Consider the following 22,259-nt stretch of genomic DNA (forward strand, 5'->3'; position numbering starts at 1 on the left):
CCGCTCCCACCTGGGATGCAATCGGGCCGTCCAGTTCCCTGCAACAGTCCTGTAAACGTCGCACGCCCATCGTTGCTTCGAGGCGGTCATCCAGGTCGCCGAATCAATCGGGGCAAGGGGGACGCGATGTCTGTCGACGGATGGTCCATAGGGCCGTTCGGCCTGGACAGCGGAGTAGGGGCGACTCTTCAGGAGCTGCACAAGGTCCTGATGGTCGTCCACCATCTGACGGCGGCGACCAGGCTCGCCGACGTCGCACCGCTGGTCGAACGCGACCGGCGGATCCAAACGGTGTACACGGTGGCGCCGACGTCGCCGCGGGCGGCGGGGACGGCCCGCCATCTCGCCGCGTCCGGCGCGGTGGTCATCCCGTTCGCGCAGGCGGCGCAGACGTCGTTCGACCTGGCGGTCGCGGCGGGAGACGGCGCATTGGACAGGATCCACGCGCCGGTCCTGATACTCCAGCACGGCGCGGGCCCGGCCACGCTCGCGCGCCGCTGGGACGGCGCCGGGCCCGCGGCGGAATTGCCGATCGCGGGTCTGCGTCGCGAGGGGATCGTCGCGGGTGGACGGGTCATCCCGTCCGTCCTCGCGTTCGCCCACCGCGACCACCGGGACGTGCTGGCGCGGATCTGCCCGGAGGCGCTTCCCGTGGTGCGCATAACGGGCGATCCCACCCTGGACCGGCTGCTGGCCAGCGTCGCGTTCCGGGAGCGGCATCGTGAGGCGCTCGAGGTCGCGGACGGACGGCGACTGATCGTCGTCTCGTCCACCTGGGGGGCGCGGGCGCTGCTCGGACGGAACCGCGAGCTGGTCCGGCAGCTCGCGCTGGATCTGCCGTCCGAGCACTACCGCATCGTGCTGGCCGTGCACCCGGTGACCTGGGGTTTCCACGGGTATCGCCAGGTCAGGGCCTGGTTCGACGACTGCCTGCGGCTCGGTGTCGGGCTGCTGCCGTTCCACGAGGGCTGGCGCGCCGCGCTGGCGGCGGCGGACCTGGTGATCGGCGACTGCGGGTCGGTGACGTCCTACGCGGCGGCGGCCGGTGTTCCCGTGCTGCTCGGCGCGTTCCCCGCCCACGAGGTGCTGCCGGGGTCGGTGAGCGACCTGCTGGGCCGGCGCGCCCCGCACCTCGCGCCGCACCGCCCCCTCCTCCCGCAGGTCGAGGACGCCATCGCGAACCCGTACCCGGCGGCGCCGCTGTGCGACCGGCTGACCTCGGAGCCGGGACGGGCGGCCGTACTGCTGCGGCGCGAGATGTACTCGCTGATGGGCCTCGACGAGCCGGCGGAACCGCCGCCCACCGAGCCCGTCCCGCTGCCGGAGCTGATCCCGGCACACCGCGAGCCGAGCGGTCTGTCATGAGCGCACACCACGAAAGCGTCCGTCTCGTGCGGGCCCGCCTTGTGCGATCACCAGGATCGGACGGCGGCGACGTTCACGTGACGGCGGACGGGCCGCACGACGCGCTGGACGGGCCGCGCGACGCGCTGAGCTTGGTGCTGACCCGCGTACACGTCACGGACGACCCTTCCCCCTCCTGCCCGATGCTCGACGAGCACTTGGCAGTGCACCTGGCGGATGGGGACGCCACTGCGTGGGCATCAATCGCCGACGTACTGCTCTACGACAGCGCCTCGCGGCCCCCTACAGGCTTCTACGGTCTGGTGGCCTGCGCGCTAGAGCCGGACGGACGCTGCGCCATCACGGTGAAGGACGAGCCGGGGACCACCCTCGTGGCGTCCCTGGACGACGCCGTCTGGGTCGCGTCGTTCGTCCACGCGTGGCGTGTCTCCGGGCGGCGTGCGGCGGCGCTCATGTCCATGCGGATCACGGTCCGCCGAGTTCCGACAACCGTTCCCTGATCTCCCGCGCCTGGTAGGAACCGAGTTCGTCGAGGACCGCGGCCGCCCGCTCGAGGTGGCCGCGCTCGGCGGCGGGGTCGTCGCGACGCGCCGCGAGGCGCGCCCGCGCGACATGGATGTCCGCCAGGGAATGCCGCGCGCCGACGCGGGTCCCGGCCTCCTCCGCCTCGTCGAGGGCCGCGCCCGCCTCGGCGTCCCGGCCGTCGGCGGCGAGCGCGTCCGACAGCGTCCTGAGCGTCCGGGCGCGGTGGTAGTCGTCGCCGCGGCCGGTGAAGAAGGCCAGCGCCTCGCGCAGGCGCCGGGCCCCTTCCCCGGGCCGGCCGTCGCGGACGAGCGCCTCCCCCAAGCGGCGGCTCATCACCGCCACATGCCGGGCGGCGTCCCCGGGCACGTCGCGGCAGGCTTCCAGGGCGCGGGTGAAGGTCTCCGTCGCGTCGGGCACGTCGCCCTGGGCCAGCTGCGCGACGCCGAGGCATTCCAGTGCCGTCACCACGCCGTCGCCGTGCCCCGCGCCGCGTTCGAGGGCGAGCGCGTCCCGGGCGAGCCGCTCCGCCTCGCGGAATTCGCCAAGGTTCAATCGCGCGAACGCGAGCGCCTCCAGCATCCGGGCCCGCGCGACGGGATCGCCGAGCGCGGACGCCGACGCCAGGCCCATCTCATGGGTCTCGATCCAGATCGCATAGTGCTTGCGGAATGTCAGGACGCCCCACAGCGCTTCGCACATCTCCCACGTTTCGTGGTGCAGTCCGCGCCCGTGGGCATCGGAGACCAGATCGCGGAGAAGGGGCAGTTCGCCTTCGACCCAGGCGATGGCCTCCGGCGTGCCGGAAAAGGAGACGGCGGGGGGCTCATCGTATTTGCGGCCCAGATGCCAGCGGCCGGGGATGATGGCGCGGTCGGCGGCCACCGCCATTCCCAGATAGTGGTCCACAACCCGGTGGAACGCCTCCGCCCTTTCCGTTTCGTGCTCCGGCCGGGCGGCGACCGAGCGGGCGTGCAGATGCGCCAGGTCGTGGAAGCGGAATCTGCCGTCCCGGTCGGCGTCGACCAGGTTCACGTCCACCAGGACGTCGAGGTCCCGCTCGGCGTCGGCCGCGCCCGTCCCGGCGGCCGCCGTCGCCGCCGCGAGCCCGAACCACCCGTTCGGATGGACGCTCATCAGCCGGTACAGCCGCGCCGCGGACGGCGGCAGATCACGGTACGTGACGTCGAAGACGGCCTGCACGGACAGATCCTCCTCACCGAGAACGGCCAGGCGCCGCCGCTCGTCGGCCAGCTCGCCGACGAGCCGCTCGATGCGCCAGTGCCCCCGCGTCGCCAGCCGCGCCGCGGACGTGCACAGCGCCAGCGGCAGCCGTCCGCACAGGGCCGTCAGGGAGCGGACGGCCTGCGGTTCGGCCGCCGTCCGCCCGCTGCCGAGCATCCGGTCGAGCAGCTGGACGGCTCCGGTCTCGTCCAGCGGGTCCAGCGGCAGGAAGGACGCGCCGTCGACCGCCAGCCCCGGCAGCCTCCGCCGGGACGTCACCGCCACCACCGAGGGCCCGTGCCCCGGCAGCAGCGGACGGACCTGCGCCGCGGAGGCGGCGTTGTCCAGCATGATGATCAGCCTGCGTCCGGCCGTCAGCGTGCGGAAGAGGGCCGCCTGCTCGTCGAGGTCGGCGGGCACCGCCTCCGGCGCCACCCCGAGCGCGCGCAGGAACCGTCCGAGCGACTCGCCCGGAGTCACCGGCGCCCCGCCGGAGAAGCCACGAAGGTCGGCGAAGAGCTGCCCGTCGGCGAATCCCGCGACGACGCGGTGCAGCCACGCCAGCGCCAGCGACGTCTTCCCGACGCCCCCGACCCCGCTGATCACGATGACGGCCGCCTGCTCGCGGGCGGCGTCGCCGAGCCGCCCGAGCATTTCCAGTTCCCGCGAACGGTCGGTGAAGTAGGGGCGCGAGGCGGGCAACTGCGCGGGCACGGCCGGATACCCGGTGTTCGCGTGCAGATGTATCCCACCGTGGACGGTGCCCGCCTGAACCACCGAACCGGACACGTCGGCGGCGACCTCATTACGCAATGACGGTTTTTCAACCCGCCGTTCCTCTGCATCGCGTTCAGGCAAGGAATCAGCTCCACCGGGGGCAAGGACGCTCAGAATCCGGGTCAACATAACCCGAAGACCCCTGCTCGGCAAGCGAAACAGTTGATCATGTAACGAATCATTGCCGCATATACGGCCCGAGCGGAATATTGGACCATATTATCTGGGACCGCTCCATTCCGTCCTGAATCCTGAAACACTTCCGCCCCCTTCGACCCAGCGTGCACAAGGCGTGGGCGTAAACGGCCGGAACGTGATGAACTGAACGAATGACAGATCCGATGACCGTGGCCATTGCCACCGCGATGGCGGGCAAGGCCGTCGAGGTGGCGGGCGAACCGGTGCGCGCGGCCGTCGCCGAGATCTCCCGCCGGGTCCGCGAGCGGTTCCGCGGCCGCCCGTCCGACGAGGCGGCGCTCGCCCGCGCGGCCGCCGAGCCCGAGGTCCTCCAGGGCGCCGTGCTGCGCCTCTTCGACGAGGACCCCGACTTCCGCGCCGACGCGGAGACCCTCTGGAACCAGGCGCAGACGATGGCGTCCGTGTCCGGCGACGGGGTCGTCAACATCTTCAACGGACAGGCCCAGAGGGTCATCCAGGCCCGCGACATCAAAGGCGACCTGAACCTCGGCTGACCGCCCGCGGCTGCCGTGCTCGGACGGCTCGAACGGCTAGGACGGCTCGAACGGCTAGGACGGCGCGGACGGCCCTCGGACGGCCTGGAGGAGAGCGCCGCCGCTCTGTCCATTCACCATTCGGACCATCTTCTCCAGATCCGGAGTGAGGTTCCTGTCGTCCTGGAGTTCGGCGATCGCAGTACGTATGACGTCGTGAATGCGCTGCGTTCCCGCCCCGAGGCGTGGATCCGCCGCATCATCGTCGATTCCGCGGACGACCAGGTCAACGCCCTGCGCGCTCATGATGTACTGCACGGCCAGCACAGTGTCGAGGCGAGTCTGGTTGGCGCGCAGGTTGCGTGCCGACGCCATCGCCATCGTGTTGTGGTCTTCCTGCCCGTCCTTCGCAGGCCGCGAAAGCGTCCCAGAAGGAAAAGCCCGCACCTGCATTTCTGGAATCAGCGCCGTCGCGACGGTCTGAAGCTGGACCATGCCCGAGTTCAATCCCACCTTGCCCCCGGCCAGATTGGCGGGCAGCCCGTAACTCCACCTGCTGGAGAGAAGCCGCGCCGACAACTCCTGTGAGAGCACTCCGGCATCGACGAGCCCAGCGTTCAGCGCGTCCAGCGAATGGCCGAGGACAGCCCCGTCCCAGTTGCCGCCCATGACGAACTCCACCTGCCCGTCGTCCTTCCGGAAGATCAGGGGATTGGACGTGGACGCGTTCATCTCCGGAGTGAGGACCTTCTCGGCATGGTTCAGGTTCTGCCGCAGGGACGCCAGAATGTGCGGCGCCGCGCGCACCGAGACCGCGTCCTGGACACGGTGCGTGTCCTGGGGATTGAAGCGCCGGCGCGTGCGATCGGTCATGAATTCGCTGCCGTCCACCAGTCCTCGCAGGCGGGCGACGACTTCCTTCTGCTCGGGAATCTGCCGTTCGTCGTGCGTCCGGGTGTCCAATGACCCGGCCTCGGCCCGCAACGCTTCCATGAACAGGGCGAACCCGCCTTCGGCGAGGTCGGCCTGCGCTTCACCCCGGTGCAGCGCCTCCAGGGCGGACGCGGCGACGACCGTGCTGCCGCTCATGATCGGCAGCGCCTCACCCATTTCCAGTTCCGCCGGAGCGATGCCGGCGTCCCGGAGAATGTCGGCTGCCCCGGCGACCCGCGTGGGCTGCCCGGGCCGCGTCCAGCTGGCGCATCCCCCGGTTCCCGTGACCACCTGCCCGGCCACCGCCATCGGCTGCAGATCGCCCGACCCCAGCGACCCGACCTGCGGCATCACCGGGGTGACCCCCTTGTTGACCAGTTCGAGGAACTTGCCGGGCAGCTCCGGCCGGACGCCCATATGCCCGCGCGCCATCTGGTTCGCGCGGATCACCAGCGCCAGCCGTGCGATCCGCCCCGGAAGGACGGGTTCGGTCGCCACTCCATGCGACGCCAGCACCCGATTCTGAAACTCTTTGGACTCCTCGGGACTGATGGGCTTGTCCTTCAACGGCCCGAGCGCCTGATTCCACCCATAAACGCGCGGCGGCGGCGGACTCTGCCGCGTGACCAGCCCCACCGCGTCGCGCCGATATCCACGCATCGTCTCGGCGGCTTCGGGGGCGAGGCTCACCCGCAGCCGCGGAGCCGTGAGAACTTTGAACGCCTTCTCGACGGTCAGGCTCTTGCCGTCCAGCCTCAGCGAGACTTCAGGTCCGTCGGGAAGCCGAGCCGGATCGACGTCGACGTTCTTGCAGTCCGCGATCGTCCGCCGCTGAGCCGGGGCCTGCCGCTCACGCACACCAGGCGGCGGCTCTGCCACGGCCACGGCACCGCCCCCGCCGACGAGCAGCAGAGCCGTCCCGCCGGCGACCAGCCCCCTCATTGACAATCCGAACGTCCCCACACAAGCCTCCCAGAGCGTCGCCCCATCGCGAGTCCGGCGTACCCGCACAAAGGTCAGCGCTCCGCCCGCCACCGGCAAAGATCACCCATGACACCCGCCCACTTTGATGATCTTGCTGCCCGGGTCGCGGACGAGGTCCGAAGTGAAAGTGTTGGAGAGTTCCCGGGAAAACGGTCGTTTTTAACTGCGCATGAACCGGGAACCATAGTGCGGGAAAGTTTGATCACTGCCACCCCCGACGCGTCCGCAGGGAAGTGATCAAGGTGAGGCGAGCACTCGGGCTCCGGTCCCTGATCGGCATGCTGGTCGTTCTGGTGGTTCTGGCCGCGATGACCGGCTGCGGCGGAGGCGGCGGCCGGCCGGATCAAGTGCGGCTCACCTTCTGGACGTGGGTCCCGGGCATCGAGAAATCGATCGACCTGTGGAATTCCCGGAACCCGGACGTCCAGGTCGAGCTGGAGAGCATCACGGCGGGCGTGGACGGCGGCTACGCGAAGATGTTCTCCGCCGTCAAGGCGGGCGCGGCACCGGATTTGGCGCAGGTCGAATACTGGGAGATCCCCGCGTTCCTGCTCGAACAAGGGCTGGTCGAGCTGGGACGGTACGGCGCCAAGCAGCATGCCGCCGAGTTCGTGCCGTGGCAATGGCGGCAGGGCGTGTTCAACGACGGCGTGTACGCCATTCCGCAGGCGTCCGGTCCGATGGCGCTCTACTATCGCGCCGACCTGTTCCAGAAATGGGGCATCGAACCGCCCGCCACCTGGGACGCCTACGAGCAGGCCGCCCGGCGGATTCGCGGCAATGACCCGTCCGCCCGGATCGGAACGTTCCCCCCGGCCAACTCGCAGTGGTTCGTCGCGCTGGCCTGGCAGGCGGGGGCGCGCTGGTTCGGCGCCGACGGGCGATGGTCGGTGGGCATCGACGACGGCCCGACCCTCCGGGTCGCGGCGTACTGGGACAGGCTCCGCCGGGACGGGCTGATCTTCACCATGCCCGACGTCCACACCGAGTGGTACAAGGCCGTCCGCGACGGGAAGATCGTCGCCTGGCTGGGCCCGCAGTGGGGGGACGCGCTGCTCAAGGGCAACGCGCCGAACACCGCCGGGAAATGGCGGGTGGCGCCGATGCCGCAGTGGAGCACCGCCGGCAGGGCGTCCGCGAACTGGGGCGGGTCCTCGACCGCGGTGCTGCGCGGCACGCGGCATCCGCGCGAGGCGCTCCGGTTCGCGCTGTGGCTGAACACCGACCGGCGCAGCGTCGATCACCTCATCGAGGGCGGGTACGGCTGGCCCGCGGCCGCGGGGATCGCGCGGGGATCCGCGCTGGACCGCGCCGACCCGTTCTTCGGCGGCCAGCGCTACAACGACGTGTTCGCCGAGGCCGACCGGCACGTCGACACCGGATGGCGGTGGGTCCCGACCACCGCGGCGATGCTCGACTCGCTGAACATCGGGTTCACCGGCGCCGTCGGCGGCCGCGGCGATTTCGTCGGGGCCGTCCGGGCGACGCAGCGGAGCACGGTGCTCGACATGCGCCGCAAGGGCCTCACCGTCGATGACTGAGCAGCGATCGAGGAGGCGCCCATGACCCGTCCCCCAGCTCGCGGCGCACCGGGACGGCGGCACGCCCCGCTGCTGTTCTTCGGGCCGTTCGCGGTGGTGTTCCTCGCGTTCTTCATCGTGCCGATCGGATACGCGGTGTGGCAGAGCTTCACCGGCGTGCGCCGCTCCGGGCCGCTCGGGCTCGGCGGCAGCGAGACGACGTTCGCGGGGCTGAGCAACTACTCCGACGCGCTGACGCAGACGGGTTTCACCGAGAGCCTGCTGCGCATCCTGCTCTTCGGCCTCGTCACGGTCCCCTTGATGATCTTCGCGGCGGTCGTCCTGGCGCTGCTGCTCGACTCGGCGGCGGCGGTGTGGCCGCGGTTCTTCCGGACGGTCTACTTCCTGCCGTTCGGGATCCCCGGCGTGATCGCGTCGATCCTGTGGAGCTACCTGTACCTGCCGGAGCTGAGCCCGATCCTGGAGGTGCTGCAGCGGGTCGGCGTCACCGCCGAGCCGCTCGCCGGCGACTCGGTGCTGTGGGCGATCGCGAACATCGTGCTCTGGGAGTTCGCCGGCTACAACATGCTGATCATCGTCGCGCAGCTGCAGGCGGCGCCGCGGGACCTGTACGACGCCGCCCGGGTGGACGGGGCGAACGCGTGGCAGCTCGTCTGGCACCTGAAGCTGCCGCTGATCCGTCCGGCCGCCGTGCTGGCCACGGTCTTCACCATCATCGGGACGGTGCAGCTGTTCGCCGAGCCGCTGGTGCTGGAACGCGCGGCGCCCGCCGTCACGAACGACTACACGCCCAACGTGTCCGCCTACAACCAGGCGTTCACGTACAACGACTACGGCCTCGCTGCGGCGGAGGCGGTGCTGCTCGCGCTCGCGGCGTTCGTCCTCTCGTTCGGCTTTCTGCGCCTGGTGGGCCGGGCGGGCCGTCCCGGAGGCGGTGGCCGGTGAGGGGCGCGCGGGTTCTCGTCGTGGCGGTCCTCGCCGTCGCGGCCGGCTACTTCCTGGTGCCGATCTACTGGCTGGTCGTGGCGTCCACGAAGAGCAGCGACGGGCTTCTCGGCAGCTCACCGCTCTGGTTCGCCGAGCCGCGGCCGTGGCGGAACCTGATGGACCTGCTCAGCTACGACGACGGCATCTACCTGCGGTGGCTCGGCAACACGGTGCTGTACTCGGGCGTCGGCGCGTCCGCCGCCACGCTGCTCGCGGCCGGCGCCGGGCACGCGATGGCGAAGTTCGACTTCCGCGGCCGGGAGGCGGCGTTCAAGGTCGTGCTCGGCGGCGTGCTGGTGCCCACCACGGTGCTCGCGCTGCCGCTGTACCTCATGTTCAGCCGGATCGGGCTCGCCAACACGTACTGGTCGGTGCTGCTGCCCAGCGTGGTCAGCCCGTTCGGGGTGTACCTGTGCCGGATCTACTCCGAGGCGGCCGTCCCGGACGAGCTGCTTGAAGCCGCGCGGGTGGACGGCGCCGGCGAGCTGCGCATCTTCTTCACGATCGTGCTGCGCGTCATGTCGCCCGCGCTGGTCACGGTCTTCCTGTTTCAGCTCATCGGCATCTGGAACAACTTCTTCCTGCCGCTGGTGATGCTGTCCGACCCGGACCTGTACCCGATCCCGCTCGGCCTGCTGTCGTGGCAGTCGATCGTCGACCGGCAGCCGGTCCTGTACCAGCTCGCGATCGGCGGCGCGCTGGTGTCGGTGGTGCCGCTGGCCATCGCGATCGTCGTCCTCCAGCGGTTCTGGCGGACTGGACTCACGGAAGGGAGCGTCAAGGCTTGAACGTCCGGGGTGAAGGACTTGCCGCGGCCCTGCGCGCACGGCTCGGCGGGAGCATCGGCTACGGCGGCGACTACAACCCCGAGCAGTGGCCCGAGGACGTCTGGGCCGAGGACGTCCGGCTCATGGCGGAGGCGGGCGTGAACCTGGTGTCGCTCGGCATCTTCTCCTGGGCGAGTGTGCAGCCGGAACCGGAGACGTTCGACTGGGGCTGGCTGGACCGGGTGATGGACCTGCTGGCGGACGGCGGCGTCGCCGTTTGCCTGGCCACCATGACCGCCTCCCCTCCCCCGTGGCTCGCGCGGCTGCATCCGGAGACGCTGCCGGTCAGGCCGGACGGGAGCGTCCTGTGGCCTGGGGCGCGGCAGCACTTCACCCCGTCCAGCCAGGTATACCGCGACTACGCGACCCGCCTGGTCGAGCGGCTGGCGACCCGGTACGGCGGCCATCCCGCGCTCGCCGCGTGGCACGTCGGCAACGAGTACGGCTGCCACGTGTCCGACTCGTACGGGGAGGTCGACGCGGTGGCGTTCCGCGACTGGCTGCGCCGCCGCTACGGGACGATGGACGCCCTGAACGAGGCGTGGTCGACGACGTTCTGGTCGCAGCGGTACGCCGCATGGGACGAGATCAACCCGCCCCGCCAGGCCCCGACCTTCCCCAACCCCGCCCACCGGATCGACTTCCGCCGTTTCTCGTCCGATGCGCTTCTGCAATGCTTCCTGGCTGAAAAGGAGGTGCTGCGGCGCGTCACACCAGACGTCCCGGTAACGACGAACTTCTTCCCTCTACGAGACACGCTCGACCTGCACGCATGGGCGCCGCACCAAGACGTGGTCTCCTACGACTCCTATCCGGACCCCGCCGACCCCGGCGCCCATGTCGCCGCCGCGTTCGCCTTCGACCTGATGCGGTCGCTGAAGGACGGCGCGCCGTGGCTGCTCCTCGAACAGGCGCCCACGGCGGTGAACTGGCGGCGCGTCAACCGGCCGAAGGCGCCGGGCCAGATGCGGCTGTGGTCGTGGCAGGCGGTCGGGCGCGGCGCCGACGCGGTGATGTTCTTCCAGTGGCGGGCGTCCCGCGGCGGCGCGGAGAAGTACCACTCGGCGATGGTGCCGCACGCGGGCACCGGGACCCGCACGTTCCAGGAGGTCCGCGAGCTCGGACGGGAGCTGGCCGGCATCCCGGAGATCGCCGGTGCCAGAGTCCGCGCGCAGGTCGCGCTGGTGCTGGACTGGCCGAGCTGGTGGGGGCTGGAGCAGGAAAGCCACCCGTCCACGCTGCTGCGGCAGCGGGAGGCGAGCCTCGCGCACTACGCGCCGCTGTTCGCCGCCGGTGTGACGTGCGACGTCGTCCGGCCGTCCGCGGATCTGTCGGGGTACCGGCTGGTCGTCGTCCCCAACCTGTACATGATCACCGAGCCGGACGCGGCGAACCTGGCGGGCTTCGTCGGCGGCGGCGGCCGTCTGCTGGTGTCGTTCTTCTCCGGCGTGGTCGACGACCGCGACCGCGTCCACCCCGGCGGCGTCCCCGGACCGCTGGCCGACGTCCTCGGCCTGCGGGTCGCGGAGTTCTGGCCGCTGGCGAACGGCGAGCACGTCGACGTCGAGGAGGCCGAGCCCGGCTGGTTCGACGGCGGCGCGGCGCGCGGTTCGCTGTGGTCGGAGGAGGTCCGGCTGGACGCGGCGTCCCCGCTGGCCACGTTCGCCTCCGGCGTTCTGGCGGGACGCCCCGCCGCCGCCCGCAACCACTTCGGCAGCGGCACCGCCTACTACCTCGCCACCCGACCCGCCCCTGCCGCGATGGCCTCCGCACTCGGCCGGATATGCCGGGAGGCGGAGGCCACGCCAGACCTCCCGAACCTCCCCGAAGGCGTCGAAGCCGTCGTCCGCCACACCGAGACCGGCGTCCGCTTCGCGACCGTGCTCAACCACAACGACGAGCCGGTGACCGTGCCGCTGCCTCCCGGCGGCGTCGATCCACGCGACGGCACGGACGTCGTCCCGCCGTATGAACTCGACGCCAGGGGCGTCCTAGTCGTCAGGTATCCGGCATGAAACTGTTCGACGGCAAGTGCGCCGTGGTGACGGGCGCCGCGTCGGGCATCGGCGCTGCGATCGTCGACCGCTTCGTGGCCGAGGGCGCCACCGTGATCGCCGTCGACGTCGCCGCGGACCCGCTTCGCGACATCACAGCAGCCCGCGCCGCCGTCCACCCGGTCCTGGGCGACGTCTCGAAGACCGACACCTGGGCACTCGTGGCGGGCCTGGCCCGCGACGAGATCGGCCGCCTGGACGTCCTGTGCTCCAACGCCGGGATGAGCATCCACGCACCGGCACACGAACTCGCCGAGGACGACTGGGACAGGCAGCTCGCCATCAACCTCAAGGCCGCCTACCTCGGAGTCAAGTCATGCGTCGAGCTGCTGGCCGCTAACGACGGCGCGGTCGTCCTCACGTCATCTGTGCACGCCACAGTGGGACTGCCGGGACGCCCCGCCTACGCCGCGGCCAAGGGCGGCCTATGTTCACTGGGCCGCCAGCTGGCAGTGGAGTACGGGCCACGCGTGCGCGTCAACACCGTCCTCCCAGGACCGATCCTGACCCCCGCCTGGGACGGCATCGACGACGAGGCCCGGCGCCGCAGCGTCGCGGGCACCGCGGCCGGCCGCTTCGGCCGCCCCGACGAGGTGGCCGCCGCGGTGGCCTTCCTCGCCTCGCCCGAAAGCTCCTACATCACCGGGGCGAGCCTGCTCGTGGACGGCGGCTGGACCGCCGCGAAGGACTCCGCATGAAGATCGCCAGGGTGGAGACGTTCCCGGTCCCGCCGCGCTGGCTGTTCTGCCGGATCGAGACCGACGACGGCCTGGTCGGCTGGGGCGAACCGGTGGTGGAGGGCCGCGCCGAGGTGGTCCGCGCCGCGGTGGCCGTCCTGGCCGAACAGCTGATCGGACGCGACCCGCTGCGCATCGAGGACCACTGGCAGGTCCTCGCCAAGGGCGGCTTCTACCGGGGCGGGCCGGTGCTGTCCAGCGCGCTCGCGGGGCTGGACCAGGCGCTGTGGGACATCGCAGGCAAAGCCCGCGGCGTGCCGGTGTACGCGCTGCTCTGCGGCCCTGTGCGCGACCGCGTCCGCATGTACGCCTGGGTCGGCGGCGACGAGCCCGCGGCCCTCGCGGACGGCATCGCGGCCCGCATGGAGCAGGGGTTCACGGCCGTCAAGATGAACGCGTCCGGAAGGATGCCGCCGCTCGCCGGCCGTGCCGCCATGACCGCTGTGGTCGACCGGGTGGCCGCCGCCCGCGAGGCGCTCGGCCCGGACCGCGACGTCGCGATCGACTTCCACGGCCGCCTCACCCCGGCGGACTCCCGCCGCCTCCTCCCCCTGCTGGACGACCTGCACCCCCTCTTCGCCGAGGAACCGGTGCTGCCCGACAGCCCGCACCTCCTCCGCGACGTCGTCACCGCCAGCAGCGTCCCCATCGCCACCGGCGAGCGGCTCTACTCGCGCTGGGACTTCCGGCCCGCGCTCGAAGCGGGCGTCGCGGTCGTCCAGCCGGACGTCTCGCACGCCGGCGGAATCTCGGAGACCCGCCGGATCGCCGCACTCGCCGAAGTGTGGGGAGCCCACCTGGCCCCGCACTGCCCGCTAGGCCCGCTCGCCCTCGCGGCCAGCCTGCAGGTCGCGTTCGCCACCCCGAACTTCCTGATCCAGGAACACTCCATCGGCATCCACTACAACACCGGCGCCGACCTGCTCGACTACGTCCTCGACCCGGCGGTCTTCCAGTTCACCGAGGGCCACGCCGCGCCGCCGTCCGCCCCCGGCCTGGGCGTCCGCATCGACGAGACCGCCGTCCGCCGCGCCGCCCGCACGGACCACGCCTGGCGCAACCCGACCTGGCGCCACAAAGACGGCGGCTTCGCCGAATGGTGACGGGTGTGGACCGGCCCTGGCCGTTCCGGCTCCTTTACGCCTGGCGAAGCGCGATGAGTTTTGAGCAAACCGGCGGTCTGAGTGTGAGCGATCACGCACGGAGCACGAGCTGATCGATCGGCTCGAGTTACCCATCCCTGGAGGGAAGCAGCAATGGCCTCACTGGTTCTGAAAATGTCGGTCTCACTGGACGGCTACGCGGCACCGGTGGACGGGAGCGGCGACTGGATCGCCGCGGGAGGCTCCGATGACGCCATGAGCTGGCTAGTCGAGACCTTGAGCAAGGCCGGCGCGCACCTCATGGGCGCCACCTCGTACGCGGCGATGGCCGCCTACTACCCCAGCAGCTCCGCGCCGTTCGCCAAGCCGATGAACGAGATCCCCAAGGTCGTGTTCTCCGACTCGCTCACCTCCGCCGACTGGGGCGAGACGACGATCGTCACCGGAGACCTGGCCGAAGCCATCACGCGGCTCAAGAAAGAGCACTCCGACGGATACCTGCTCGCCCACGGCGGGGTCCGATTCGCCCGATCGCTGGTCGCGACCGGCTTGATCGACGAGTACCACCTTCTCGTCCACCCCGTCATCCTGGGCGCGGGCGAGCGGATCTTCCCCGCACCGCTCACCCTAGGGCCGATCAGGACCACCGCCTTCAGCGGCGGAGCCGTCGCCCACGTCTTCGCAGCACACCCGTGACCGAGCCTGCCCGGCAATCAGGAAGCTGACGACCTCAAGGCCGGGGTCAAATCTTGTACGAACACGAATCCAATTCACCGACGTGGGACCACGATTCACTGGAAGGTGGGCCCAGGACTCATCGTCATTTTCGGCACGTGCGGCGGGACCCGGAGGCAAGGCGGCTCCGAGGCCCGCCGCGTCGTGACCTAGGAGCGGCTCAACCGTTCCCGATACCGGCGTCCGGGGATCCGATCGGGGCGATCGGGGAGTTCACCGAGATCGGGGCGACGACCGGAACGTCCGTGTCCACCGCGCCCTTTTCGATGGTCCCGGTCACCGGGGCATCCGCGTCCACCGCGCCCTTCTCGACGGTGCCGGTCACCGGGGCGTCCGTGTCCACGGCGCCCTTCTCGACGGTGCCGGTCACCGGGGCGTAGACCAGAGGAGTGCCGGGCAAGACGTCCGAGGCCATCGCGGGCCCGGCCATCGCCAGGACTCCGACGGTGCCAAGTGCCACTACCGTGGCCTTCACGAGTCGCATCGGGGGGTTGACCTTTCTTGGTTGTCAGACATGGTCATGCCGAACGAAAGCGAGACGACGATCGTCTACTCACCGCGCTCGACTGATCACGGACGGTATCAGCCCAGCTTTGCTGACGGCACCTAAAGCGGGAAACTTCGACACTGCGTACGGTCTGCATTCCGACGCCGTTATTGCAGTCGAGGTATCTGTCCGAGCGGTGTATCTCAAGGGCGAGCATCTGAGCGCACGAGCCGGAAAGCGACGTGCGGAGGCACCCTCGGCCCGCTGCTGATCGTCCAGCCACACCAGCCCGTCTACGACGGGGATCGTTGAGAAAGGCCCGGCAGGCGGTCGAGGCATGGTTCAAAGCCGCCCGCACGGATCCCACCGCCGCCCGCCAGATCCTGAAGCTGCTCACCTGGTACAGCCGGTCCCGGGAGTCCTGTGACCGGCACGCGACTTCATGATCCGCAAGGGCATCCCGCCGACTTCCTCCTCGCCCCTGAGCCCGGCCGGCTCGTAGGGGAAGGCGCTGCGCAGGGCCTGGCTGATCTGGTCCTGGACGAACTCTTTCAGCTCCGGGTCGCGTCGGATCCTGCGCCGCTTGGAGCACCCGCCGCACTGCCGCGCGCCGCTGGGCGGGAAGGACCGTTACGTGCCGGTGCGCGGGTCGCGGTTGCGGCGAACCTCGCGGCTGACGGCGGACGGTGGACGGGGCACGGCCGAGTTCCTCTGCGATCGTGCAGAGCGAGCTGCCGGCCTGGAGCACCTCGGCGATCAAGACCCGCTCGTCCTCCGACGAGAACCGCTCCGAGACAGTCCGTCATCGGGGCTGCTCGGTGCATAGAGATGCATAGATGCGCCCGCGCCCGGTCGGGTCGACCTCCTGCGTCCGTTCCTCCGGCGAGTGCCGGTCCTTTCGGCGCCCGGGCCTGCGGTTGATCCCGAGCTCATGGCGCGCGCATTGGTCACGCTTGGGCTTGCTCCGCGGTGAGGTGTTCAGGATCTGACCGTTTCCCATGCGGCGCTGGAGAGGAAGTAGGTGTCGTAGAGCTCCTGGACGTCCAAGAGGCTTTCGGGCGGCACTTTTCCGTAGGCGATGCGCTCCAGGTGGCGGAAGTACTCGAAGCGTTCGACGCCGGGGGTGATGACGATGAGGATGTCGGCGTCGTCGCCCGGCGCGGCGGCGAAGGCGTGCGGCGCGCCGGGCGGCACGATCACGAGGTCGCCGCGCTCGGCGGTGACGACCTGGTCGCCTGACAGGAGCTGGGCGGTGCCGTCCAGCATGTAGAACAGCTCGGCGGAGTTGTCGTGGCGGTGCGGTTTGGCGCCGTCGGCGCCGTCGGCGAGGGTGACGCGCTGGGTCGACAGCGTGCCGCCAGTGGAGCTGCTGTCGGCCAGCAGCCGGATGGTGGTGGGGGCTTGGCCGATGACTTCGGCCTCGGCGGCGCGGACGATGACGGCCTGGTCGAAGTCCGGCGTGAGCTGGGACATGGCGCTGACTCCTTGGCGAGCGAGTGGGTTGGGGTTGTCGAGGGTTTCAGATGGCGAACAGCAGGGCGGCGCTGATGAGCACGGCGATGGCGGTGGCGAAGTGGATGCCGAACGCCACGGCCTTGGTGCCGCCGTGTCGCAGGACGATGAGGGTGTCGCCCAGCGGGGCGATGGCGACGACGAGCATGTACAAGGCGGCGGCTTGCGGGCTGGAGAAGGCGAGCAGGGCCGCGCCGAGGACGCCGAAGGTGAGGTCGCGTAGGCCCTTGATGGTCAGGTAGGCGTCGTCGCCGTCTTGTTTGGCGGGGACGCCGTAGCCGGCGGCGGCGGGGCGGGGGGCCGTCAGGAACCGCAGGCCGATGAAGGCGACCATGGCGACCAGGATGCTGGCGAGTGTGTAGGCGATCGGGCTGAGCATGGGGATCTCCATGGGTTAGCAGTGCTAGGAACGAGAACGACACTAGCAGATCGTTGGCAGAGTATCTATCACTGCTAGAATCGGGAGCATGTCGATCCAGGCGCGCCGGGAGCGCGAGCGGGCAGAGCGGGAGCAGTTGATCGTCACGGCGGCCCGGGAGCTGGCCGAATCCGAGGGATGGGACGCGGTGACCACCCGCCGGCTGGCCGCCGAGATCGAGTACAGCCAGCCGGTCCTCTACAGCCACTTCAAGGGCAAGAGCGCCATCATGGCCGCCGTCGCCGTCGAGGGCTGCGCCGATCTGGCCGCCGAACTGCACGCGGCCCGGACCGCGGCACCGGGACCGCAGGAGGCCCTGGCCGCAGTCGGCGCGGCGTACGCGGCGTTCGCCGAGCGCAGGCCCGCGCTGTACGACGCGATGTTCACCCACGCCAGCGACCTGCCGTTCGCCACCCCGCAGGCTCCACCGCCCCTGAAGCAAGCTTTCGGCGAGCTGGTGGAGGCCCTGCGGCCGCTCGCGGGCGACGATGATCTCCCGACGCTGACCGAGACGTTCTGGAGCGGCCTGCACGGGCTGATTACCCTGATGCGCAGCGGCCGCCTGCCCCGCGACGACCACGACAACCGCCTGACCATCCTCATCAACCGCTTCGCCCGCTGACCGGACACCTCCCACCCCCGGACGGTCCCGAGAAACACCGGCACAAGACCGAGCGGCGGACGCACCCCGTGGTGATGCCGAGCCTCAGAGGCGACAGCGCACTCTGTCCGGCCCGGTGTTGTTCAACGGCCTGGCCCGTCCCGCCAGGCACCGGCGCTACGGGGAGCCGACTCGATCGGCGGGGCGCTGGCCTAGGCTCACCGAGCCCGTCAGCTGCCCGAAACATTGAGAACCGTCCACTGGACGCGGGATGACTAGTTCGAGCAACCCGAAGGTGGCGATGCCGCTCGCCCTCGCCATGCTCATCGAGAATCTGATGGCGGGGATGAGGGAGAACGGCGCGGACGTCGACGCCCTTTGGTTCGCCCGCCGCGAGGATGTCCACGTATCCGCAGATGGCGGGACCGAACCCGCGCTGTCAGCCTAGGAAATCGAGACCTGACCGCGCAGTGGCGCTTGCTCAGCAGACGCCGGTCAGTGTCCGATCGGTTTGGCGTGCGTTCGGCCGTGGCGCGGCGGCACGAGGGATAGGTCTTCGTTTCGGGGCGTGTCATCTGGTGCCGGGGAATCCCGACGACAACGTGATGACAAACGATCGAGGCCCTGGCCGGAGTATGTTCCGATCAGGGCCTTGACCTGGGATTTCTCGGTGGAGCTGAGGGGATTTGAACCCCTGACCCCCTCGATGCGAACGAGGTGCGCTACCGGACTGCGCTACAGCCCCGAGGACTCCGTAAGGTTAGCAAACTTCGGGGGCTGGTCGCGCACGGGTTATCCGGGGCGGACGCGCGCACGGGTCATTCGCCGACGGCGCGGCGGTCGTCGGCGTACTGGTCGAAGACCTCCTCGGGGGTGAGGAGTTCGATGATCTCCGCGATCTCCGTGGGCTCGGCGGACTCGGCGGCGCGGCGGGCTTCCAGGGCCTTGGCGCGGGCATCCGCGGCGGCGGCGCGGCGGCGGGCGGTGTCCATGCCCACGGCTACGCGGAGGAGGGCCAGGTGGCCGGCCATGAGGACGGCCGGGGGCATGGTGATCCACCAGGGGGCGAGGCCGGACGCGACGACGGCCGCGGCGGTGAGGACGAGGGCCGTGAGCCCCGTGGTGCGGCGGCGGCGCCGGGCGATCACGGTGGCGCGGGTCGTCCGGCGGCGGGGACGCGGCTCCGGGACCTCCTCGGGCTCCTCTTCCTGCGACTCGTCCTCGACGGGGGTCTCGTCGGAGCGCTTGTGGAGGAGCCGGGTGATGCCGGTCGTCTCGGTGTCGCGGCGCAGCCACATCGGCACGAGGACGATGCCCCAGACGGCGACAATGGCGAGATACAGGACCGCGCTGCTCATCGGCCCCACCGTCCCAGGGCACGCTCGACCGGCGGGCCGACTTTCGGCGCGCGAACGTGCAATGGGAGCAGGGTCACGCCCCGCACGGTACGAGGGGCTGTCAGAGGTTGACGAGCATAAGGGGCGGTGTGTCGCGAGATCGATCTCGCCGTTACTCTCCGTTTGCCCGGCCTTGTCGGCCGCAGGATTCTTACGGAGAGAAAGTCACGGCGGACTCAAGTGTGCCGGGGAAATGCCTGTTTGCGCTCGGCGAGCCAGCGTGCGCGCAGTCCGCCGGGAACGTCCTCGACGGTCAGGGCATAGCAGATGTGGTCGCGCCACGCTCCGTCGATGTGCAGATGGCGGCGGCGAATTCCCTCTTCCCGGAATCCGAGTTTTTCGACGACGCGGCGGCTCGCGGTGTTCTCGGGACGGATATTGGCTTCCAGGCGGTGGAGGCCGACGGTGAAGAAACAGTGGTCGACGGCGAGGGCGACGGCGGTGGGAATGACGCCGCGTCCGGCGACCTGCCGGTCGACCCAGTAGCCGATCTGGGCGGAGCGGGCCGAGCCCCAGACGATGGCGCCGATGGTGAGCTGCCCGGCGAATTCGTCCTCGTGGGTGACGACCCAGGGAAGGGCGAGGCCCTGGCGGGCTTCGCGGCGCATGGTGTGGACCATGCTGAGGTACGGTCCGAGACCGCTGCGGAAAAGCGGCGTCTCCGGATTGGTGGGCTCCCAGGGGCGGAGCCAGTCGGCGTTGCGCACGCGCAGCTCTCGCCAGACGGCGGAGTCGCGGTGCCGGAGCGGGCGCAGCCCGACGGCCCCCTCCGTCAGGGTGACCGGCCATCCCCGCAAACGTTCCACGCTTCCATGATTCCCTGGTCGGACGTCTGGACGCCATCAATTGTCACCGAGAAATCGGGCACGCGGGACGTTCGTGCTCCGTTCGTCACACGCGGATGCCGCGTTTCATGACCCAGGCGATGCGGAGGTCTTCGTCCAGGACCGCCAGGTCTGCGTCCTTGCCTGTTTCGAGGGATCCGACACGTGAGGAGATGCCGAGCGCGCGCGCCGGGGTGAGCGACGCGGCTTCGGCCGCCTGGTGGATGGGCACGCCGACGTCTCGAACCGCCCGGCGGAACGCGTCCTCCATGGTGATGGTGCTGCCCGCGATGGACGTCCCGCCAGCGAGGATGGCGCGGCCGTCGCGGACCTCGACGTCCATCCCGCCGAGGCTGTAGTCGCCGTCGCCCATCCCGGCCGCCGCCATCGCGTCGGTGATCAGGGCGACGCGCGACGGTCCGGCGGCCGCGAACGCCAGGCGCACGACGGCCGCCTCGACATGGACGCCGTCGTTGATCAGCTCGACGGTGACGCGGGGGTCGTTCACCGCGGCGGCGACCGGGCCGCCCTCGCGGTGGTGCAGCGGCCGCATCGCGTTGAACAGGTGCGTCGCCACGCGCGCTCCCGCGTCGAACGCGGCCCGGGCCGTCGCGCCGGGGGCGTCGGTGTGGCCGACGGCGGCGATCACACCGGTGTCCGCGGCCTCCCGGACGAGGTCGAGCGCGCCCGGCAGTTCCGGCGCCAGGGTGATCATGCGGACATGACCGCGCCCGAGCCGGACGAGGCGGTGGAACTCGGCGAGGTCGGGCGCGCGCAGGAGGGACGGGTTGTGGGCGCCGCAACGGTCGCGGGCAAGGTAGGGGCCCTCCAGGTGGACGCCGGCGATCACGCCGTCGGCGGCGAGGTCCGCGAGGCTTGCGACGGCGGAGGCGAGGTCGTCCGGGGCGCCGGTGACGAGGCTCGCGATCGTGGTCGTCGTCCCGTGCGCCAGGTGGTATCCGGCGGCGCTGCGTACCTCGTCGGGCCGTCCGAGCTGGTAGGACGCGCCCGCCCCGCCGTGGACGTGCATGTCCACGAATCCGGGGACGATGTGGCGTCCGCCGAGATCGATCACCTCCTCGCCCGGGGCCGATGCCGTTTCCACGATCTTGCCGTCCGAGATGTGCAGGTCGCCGCGGTGGACGCCGTCCGGCAGGACGATCCGGGCGTCGGTCAGGACGGTCATCGATCTCCCTTTGGGGGCTTCCCGGGCGTGAGGGCGCTTGGCCGGGGCGGCGCTTTTCGGGTGAGGGTCGGGCAGGCGGACGGGGTGTGGAACGTCCATGATCTCGCAGAGCCGACCGACCCTCGCAGGCGGCGCTCCCGGTGTTCGCGGTGTTCGCGGGAACCGGGCTCGGGTGTGATCGTTGATGGCGGGTGCATGGCGGGAATGTGCAGGTAAATCCGGAGATGCTCGGGGCTAGAATCCCCTGATGCAGATGCTCCCGCAGGTCCGTCCGCTGGAAGGGGGACCGGTGTGAGTCGGCACGAGCGCTGGAACGCACTGCTCGAACTTCTCGCGGACGCCGGGCGGCTGACCGTCGAGGACGCGTCCCGGCGAATGGACGTCTCGGCCGCGACGATCCGCCGCGACTTCGACCAGCTCGCGCAGCAGCAGATGCTGACGCGCACCCGCGGCGGCGCCGTCGCGCAGAGCGTCAGCTACGACCTGCCGCTGCGCTACAAGGCGGCGCGGCACGCGTCCGAGAAGCAGCGGATCGCGGCGGCGACCGCCGAGCTGGTCAGGCCGGGCTCGATCATCGGGCTGAACGGCGGGACGACGACGTCCGAGGTCGCGCGGGTCCTCGCCACCCGCGCCGACCTGCACGGCGATGGCTCCTCGCCGTCGCTGACGATCGTGACGAACGCGCTCAACATCGCCAACGAGCTGGCCGTCCGGCCCCATGTGAAGATCGTCCTGACCGGCGGGGTGCCGCGCCCGCAGTCGTACGAGCTGACGGGCCCGCTCGCCACCGGCATCTTCGATCGGGTGACGCTGGACGTGGCGATCCTCGGGGTGAACGGGGTGGCGACGCCGCACGGCGCGACCTGCCACAACGAGGGCGAGGCCGACGTGAACCGGCGGATGGCCGAGCGTGCCGACCGGGTGGTCGTGGTGGCGGACGGCTCCAAGATCGGGCGCCGCGCCTTCGCCCGGATCTGCGCCACCGACGAGATCGACGTCCTGGTGACGGACGGGACCATCGGCGACGCGGACATGACCGCCTTCACCGAAGCCGGCATCCGCGTAATCATCGCCTAGCCGCAGGAAGACCCTGACCCCTGGAATCCGCCCCCGGCGCGGGCGGGCCTGGCCGCGGGTGGCCCTGGTCCGACGCGCGGGTAGGCCTAGCACGGCGCGGGTGAGGCCAAGCCCGACGCGGGCGAGACCTAGCCCGGCACGGGTGGGGCATGGCCCGGTGGGGGTGGGGCCTAGGCCGTGTCTGACAAAACACCGCCGCACAGCGGCGGTGTTTTGTTTGATGGTGTGTGTGGTCCGTCGTGGTGAGTTGACCGAAGCCGCCTGGGCGGCGATTGAACCGTTGTTGCCGGTGACCGA

The 22,259-nt window shown here is 70.6% G+C and carries 21 protein-coding genes, 1 tRNA gene and 1 pseudogene; 13 read left to right on the forward strand and 10 right to left on the reverse strand.

Annotation, left to right across the window (positions count from 1 at the left end; all coding sequences use genetic code 11):
- The first annotated feature begins 126 nt into the window (after window positions 1-126).
- On the forward strand, window positions 127-1,365 hold the full coding sequence (locus ACH35V_RS27075; RefSeq protein WP_395976244.1) for a hypothetical protein: 1,239 nt from the start codon (window positions 127-129) through the stop codon (window positions 1,363-1,365).
- Window positions 1,362-1,865 carry a hypothetical protein gene (locus ACH35V_RS27080; protein WP_395976246.1) on the forward strand — a complete coding sequence of 168 codons (504 nt, stop codon included), beginning with the start codon at window positions 1,362-1,364 and terminating at the stop codon, window positions 1,863-1,865. The genes ACH35V_RS27075 and ACH35V_RS27080 overlap by 4 nt, the downstream gene beginning before the upstream one ends.
- Here the strand turns inward: ACH35V_RS27080 and ACH35V_RS27085 are convergent.
- On the reverse strand, window positions 1,831-3,924 hold the full coding sequence (locus tag ACH35V_RS27085; RefSeq protein WP_395976248.1) for an ATP-binding protein: 2,094 nt from the start codon (window positions 3,922-3,924) through the stop codon (window positions 1,831-1,833). The genes ACH35V_RS27080 and ACH35V_RS27085 overlap by 35 nt on opposite strands.
- Before the next feature lie 305 nt (window positions 3,925-4,229).
- On the opposite strand from ACH35V_RS27085, the gene ACH35V_RS27090 reads away from it, so the two are divergent.
- Complete coding sequence (locus ACH35V_RS27090) at window positions 4,230-4,580, forward strand: hypothetical protein (RefSeq protein ID WP_395976250.1); 351 nt, start codon at window positions 4,230-4,232, stop codon at window positions 4,578-4,580.
- A 54-nt stretch (window positions 4,581-4,634) separates the two neighbouring features.
- Here the strand turns inward: ACH35V_RS27090 and hutH are convergent, their stop codons facing one another.
- Window positions 4,635-6,434 carry a histidine ammonia-lyase gene (gene hutH, locus ACH35V_RS27095; RefSeq protein ID WP_395976252.1) on the reverse strand — a complete coding sequence of 600 codons (1,800 nt, stop codon included), beginning with the start codon at window positions 6,432-6,434 and terminating at the stop codon, window positions 4,635-4,637.
- A 284-nt stretch (window positions 6,435-6,718) separates the two neighbouring features.
- On the opposite strand from hutH, the gene ACH35V_RS27100 reads away from it, so the two are divergent.
- From ACH35V_RS27100 to ACH35V_RS27130, 7 genes are all read left to right on the forward strand, one after another.
- Window positions 6,719-8,017 (forward strand): ABC transporter substrate-binding protein, encoded by a 1,299-nt coding sequence (locus ACH35V_RS27100; protein ID WP_395976254.1) that lies wholly within the window; start codon window positions 6,719-6,721, stop codon window positions 8,015-8,017.
- Window positions 8,018-8,038: 21 nt separating this feature from the next.
- Window positions 8,039-8,962 (forward strand): carbohydrate ABC transporter permease, encoded by a 924-nt coding sequence (locus tag ACH35V_RS27105; protein WP_395976256.1) that lies wholly within the window; start codon window positions 8,039-8,041, stop codon window positions 8,960-8,962.
- Complete coding sequence (locus ACH35V_RS27110) at window positions 8,959-9,792, forward strand: carbohydrate ABC transporter permease (protein ID WP_395976258.1); 834 nt, start codon at window positions 8,959-8,961, stop codon at window positions 9,790-9,792. The genes ACH35V_RS27105 and ACH35V_RS27110 overlap by 4 nt, the downstream gene beginning before the upstream one ends.
- Window positions 9,789-11,846 carry a beta-galactosidase gene (locus ACH35V_RS27115; protein ID WP_395976260.1) on the forward strand — a complete coding sequence of 686 codons (2,058 nt, stop codon included), beginning with the start codon at window positions 9,789-9,791 and terminating at the stop codon, window positions 11,844-11,846. The genes ACH35V_RS27110 and ACH35V_RS27115 overlap by 4 nt, the downstream gene beginning before the upstream one ends.
- Window positions 11,843-12,583, forward strand: coding sequence for an SDR family NAD(P)-dependent oxidoreductase (locus ACH35V_RS27120; RefSeq protein WP_395976262.1), 741 nt, complete (start codon window positions 11,843-11,845; stop codon window positions 12,581-12,583). Before ACH35V_RS27115 ends, ACH35V_RS27120 begins: the two co-directional genes overlap by 4 nt.
- Window positions 12,580-13,725 carry a galactonate dehydratase gene (dgoD, locus tag ACH35V_RS27125; protein WP_395976264.1) on the forward strand — a complete coding sequence of 382 codons (1,146 nt, stop codon included), beginning with the start codon at window positions 12,580-12,582 and terminating at the stop codon, window positions 13,723-13,725. The genes ACH35V_RS27120 and dgoD overlap by 4 nt, the downstream gene beginning before the upstream one ends.
- A gap of 153 nt (window positions 13,726-13,878) precedes the next feature.
- Window positions 13,879-14,421: a dihydrofolate reductase family protein gene (locus ACH35V_RS27130; RefSeq protein WP_395976266.1), complete on the forward strand. Its 543-nt coding sequence runs from the start codon at window positions 13,879-13,881 to the stop codon at window positions 14,419-14,421.
- Window positions 14,422-14,620: 199 nt separating this feature from the next.
- Here the strand turns inward: ACH35V_RS27130 and ACH35V_RS27135 are convergent, their stop codons facing one another.
- From ACH35V_RS27135 to ACH35V_RS27150, 4 genes and pseudogenes are all read right to left on the reverse strand, one after another.
- Window positions 14,621-14,944: a hypothetical protein gene (locus tag ACH35V_RS27135; protein WP_395976268.1), complete on the reverse strand. Its 324-nt coding sequence runs from the start codon at window positions 14,942-14,944 to the stop codon at window positions 14,621-14,623.
- A 34-nt stretch (window positions 14,945-14,978) separates the two neighbouring features.
- Window positions 14,979-15,713, reverse strand: a pseudogene (locus tag ACH35V_RS27140) (helix-turn-helix domain-containing protein); the annotation flags it as partial.
- A gap of 212 nt (window positions 15,714-15,925) precedes the next feature.
- Entirely contained in the window at window positions 15,926-16,420 is a 495-nt protein-coding gene (locus ACH35V_RS27145) for a cupin domain-containing protein (RefSeq protein ID WP_395976270.1), read from the reverse strand.
- A 46-nt stretch (window positions 16,421-16,466) separates the two neighbouring features.
- Window positions 16,467-16,838 carry a DUF4267 domain-containing protein gene (locus tag ACH35V_RS27150; RefSeq protein ID WP_395976272.1) on the reverse strand — a complete coding sequence of 124 codons (372 nt, stop codon included), beginning with the start codon at window positions 16,836-16,838 and terminating at the stop codon, window positions 16,467-16,469.
- An 88-nt stretch (window positions 16,839-16,926) separates the two neighbouring features.
- On the opposite strand from ACH35V_RS27150, the gene ACH35V_RS27155 reads away from it, so the two are divergent.
- Entirely contained in the window at window positions 16,927-17,499 is a 573-nt protein-coding gene (locus ACH35V_RS27155; protein WP_395976274.1) for a TetR/AcrR family transcriptional regulator, read from the forward strand.
- Between the two features lie 274 nt (window positions 17,500-17,773).
- Window positions 17,774-17,926 carry a hypothetical protein gene (locus tag ACH35V_RS27160; protein ID WP_395976276.1) on the forward strand — a complete coding sequence of 51 codons (153 nt, stop codon included), beginning with the start codon at window positions 17,774-17,776 and terminating at the stop codon, window positions 17,924-17,926.
- Between the two features lie 223 nt (window positions 17,927-18,149).
- Here ACH35V_RS27160 and ACH35V_RS27165 read toward each other — a convergent pair.
- The 4 genes from ACH35V_RS27165 to nagA form a co-directional block, all read right to left on the reverse strand.
- Window positions 18,150-18,223 (reverse strand) — tRNA-Ala (locus tag ACH35V_RS27165).
- Window positions 18,224-18,296: 73 nt separating this feature from the next.
- Complete coding sequence (locus ACH35V_RS27170) at window positions 18,297-18,836, reverse strand: hypothetical protein (protein ID WP_395976278.1); 540 nt, start codon at window positions 18,834-18,836, stop codon at window positions 18,297-18,299.
- Window positions 18,837-19,051: 215 nt separating this feature from the next.
- Window positions 19,052-19,672, reverse strand: a complete 621-nt coding sequence (locus ACH35V_RS27175) for a GNAT family N-acetyltransferase (protein ID WP_395976308.1) — start codon at window positions 19,670-19,672, stop codon at window positions 19,052-19,054.
- Window positions 19,673-19,766: 94 nt separating this feature from the next.
- Window positions 19,767-20,885 (reverse strand): N-acetylglucosamine-6-phosphate deacetylase, encoded by a 1,119-nt coding sequence (nagA, locus tag ACH35V_RS27180; protein WP_395976280.1) that lies wholly within the window; start codon window positions 20,883-20,885, stop codon window positions 19,767-19,769.
- A gap of 291 nt (window positions 20,886-21,176) precedes the next feature.
- Between nagA and ACH35V_RS27185 the strand changes: the two genes are divergently transcribed.
- Window positions 21,177-21,962 (forward strand): DeoR/GlpR family DNA-binding transcription regulator, encoded by a 786-nt coding sequence (locus ACH35V_RS27185; protein WP_395976282.1) that lies wholly within the window; start codon window positions 21,177-21,179, stop codon window positions 21,960-21,962.
- Window positions 21,963-22,259 lie beyond the last annotated feature (297 nt).

Origin of the sequence: Actinomadura sp. 1N219 (genome assembly GCF_044326405.1) — a bacterium.
Lineage (GTDB): Bacteria > Actinomycetota > Actinomycetes > Streptosporangiales > Streptosporangiaceae > Spirillospora.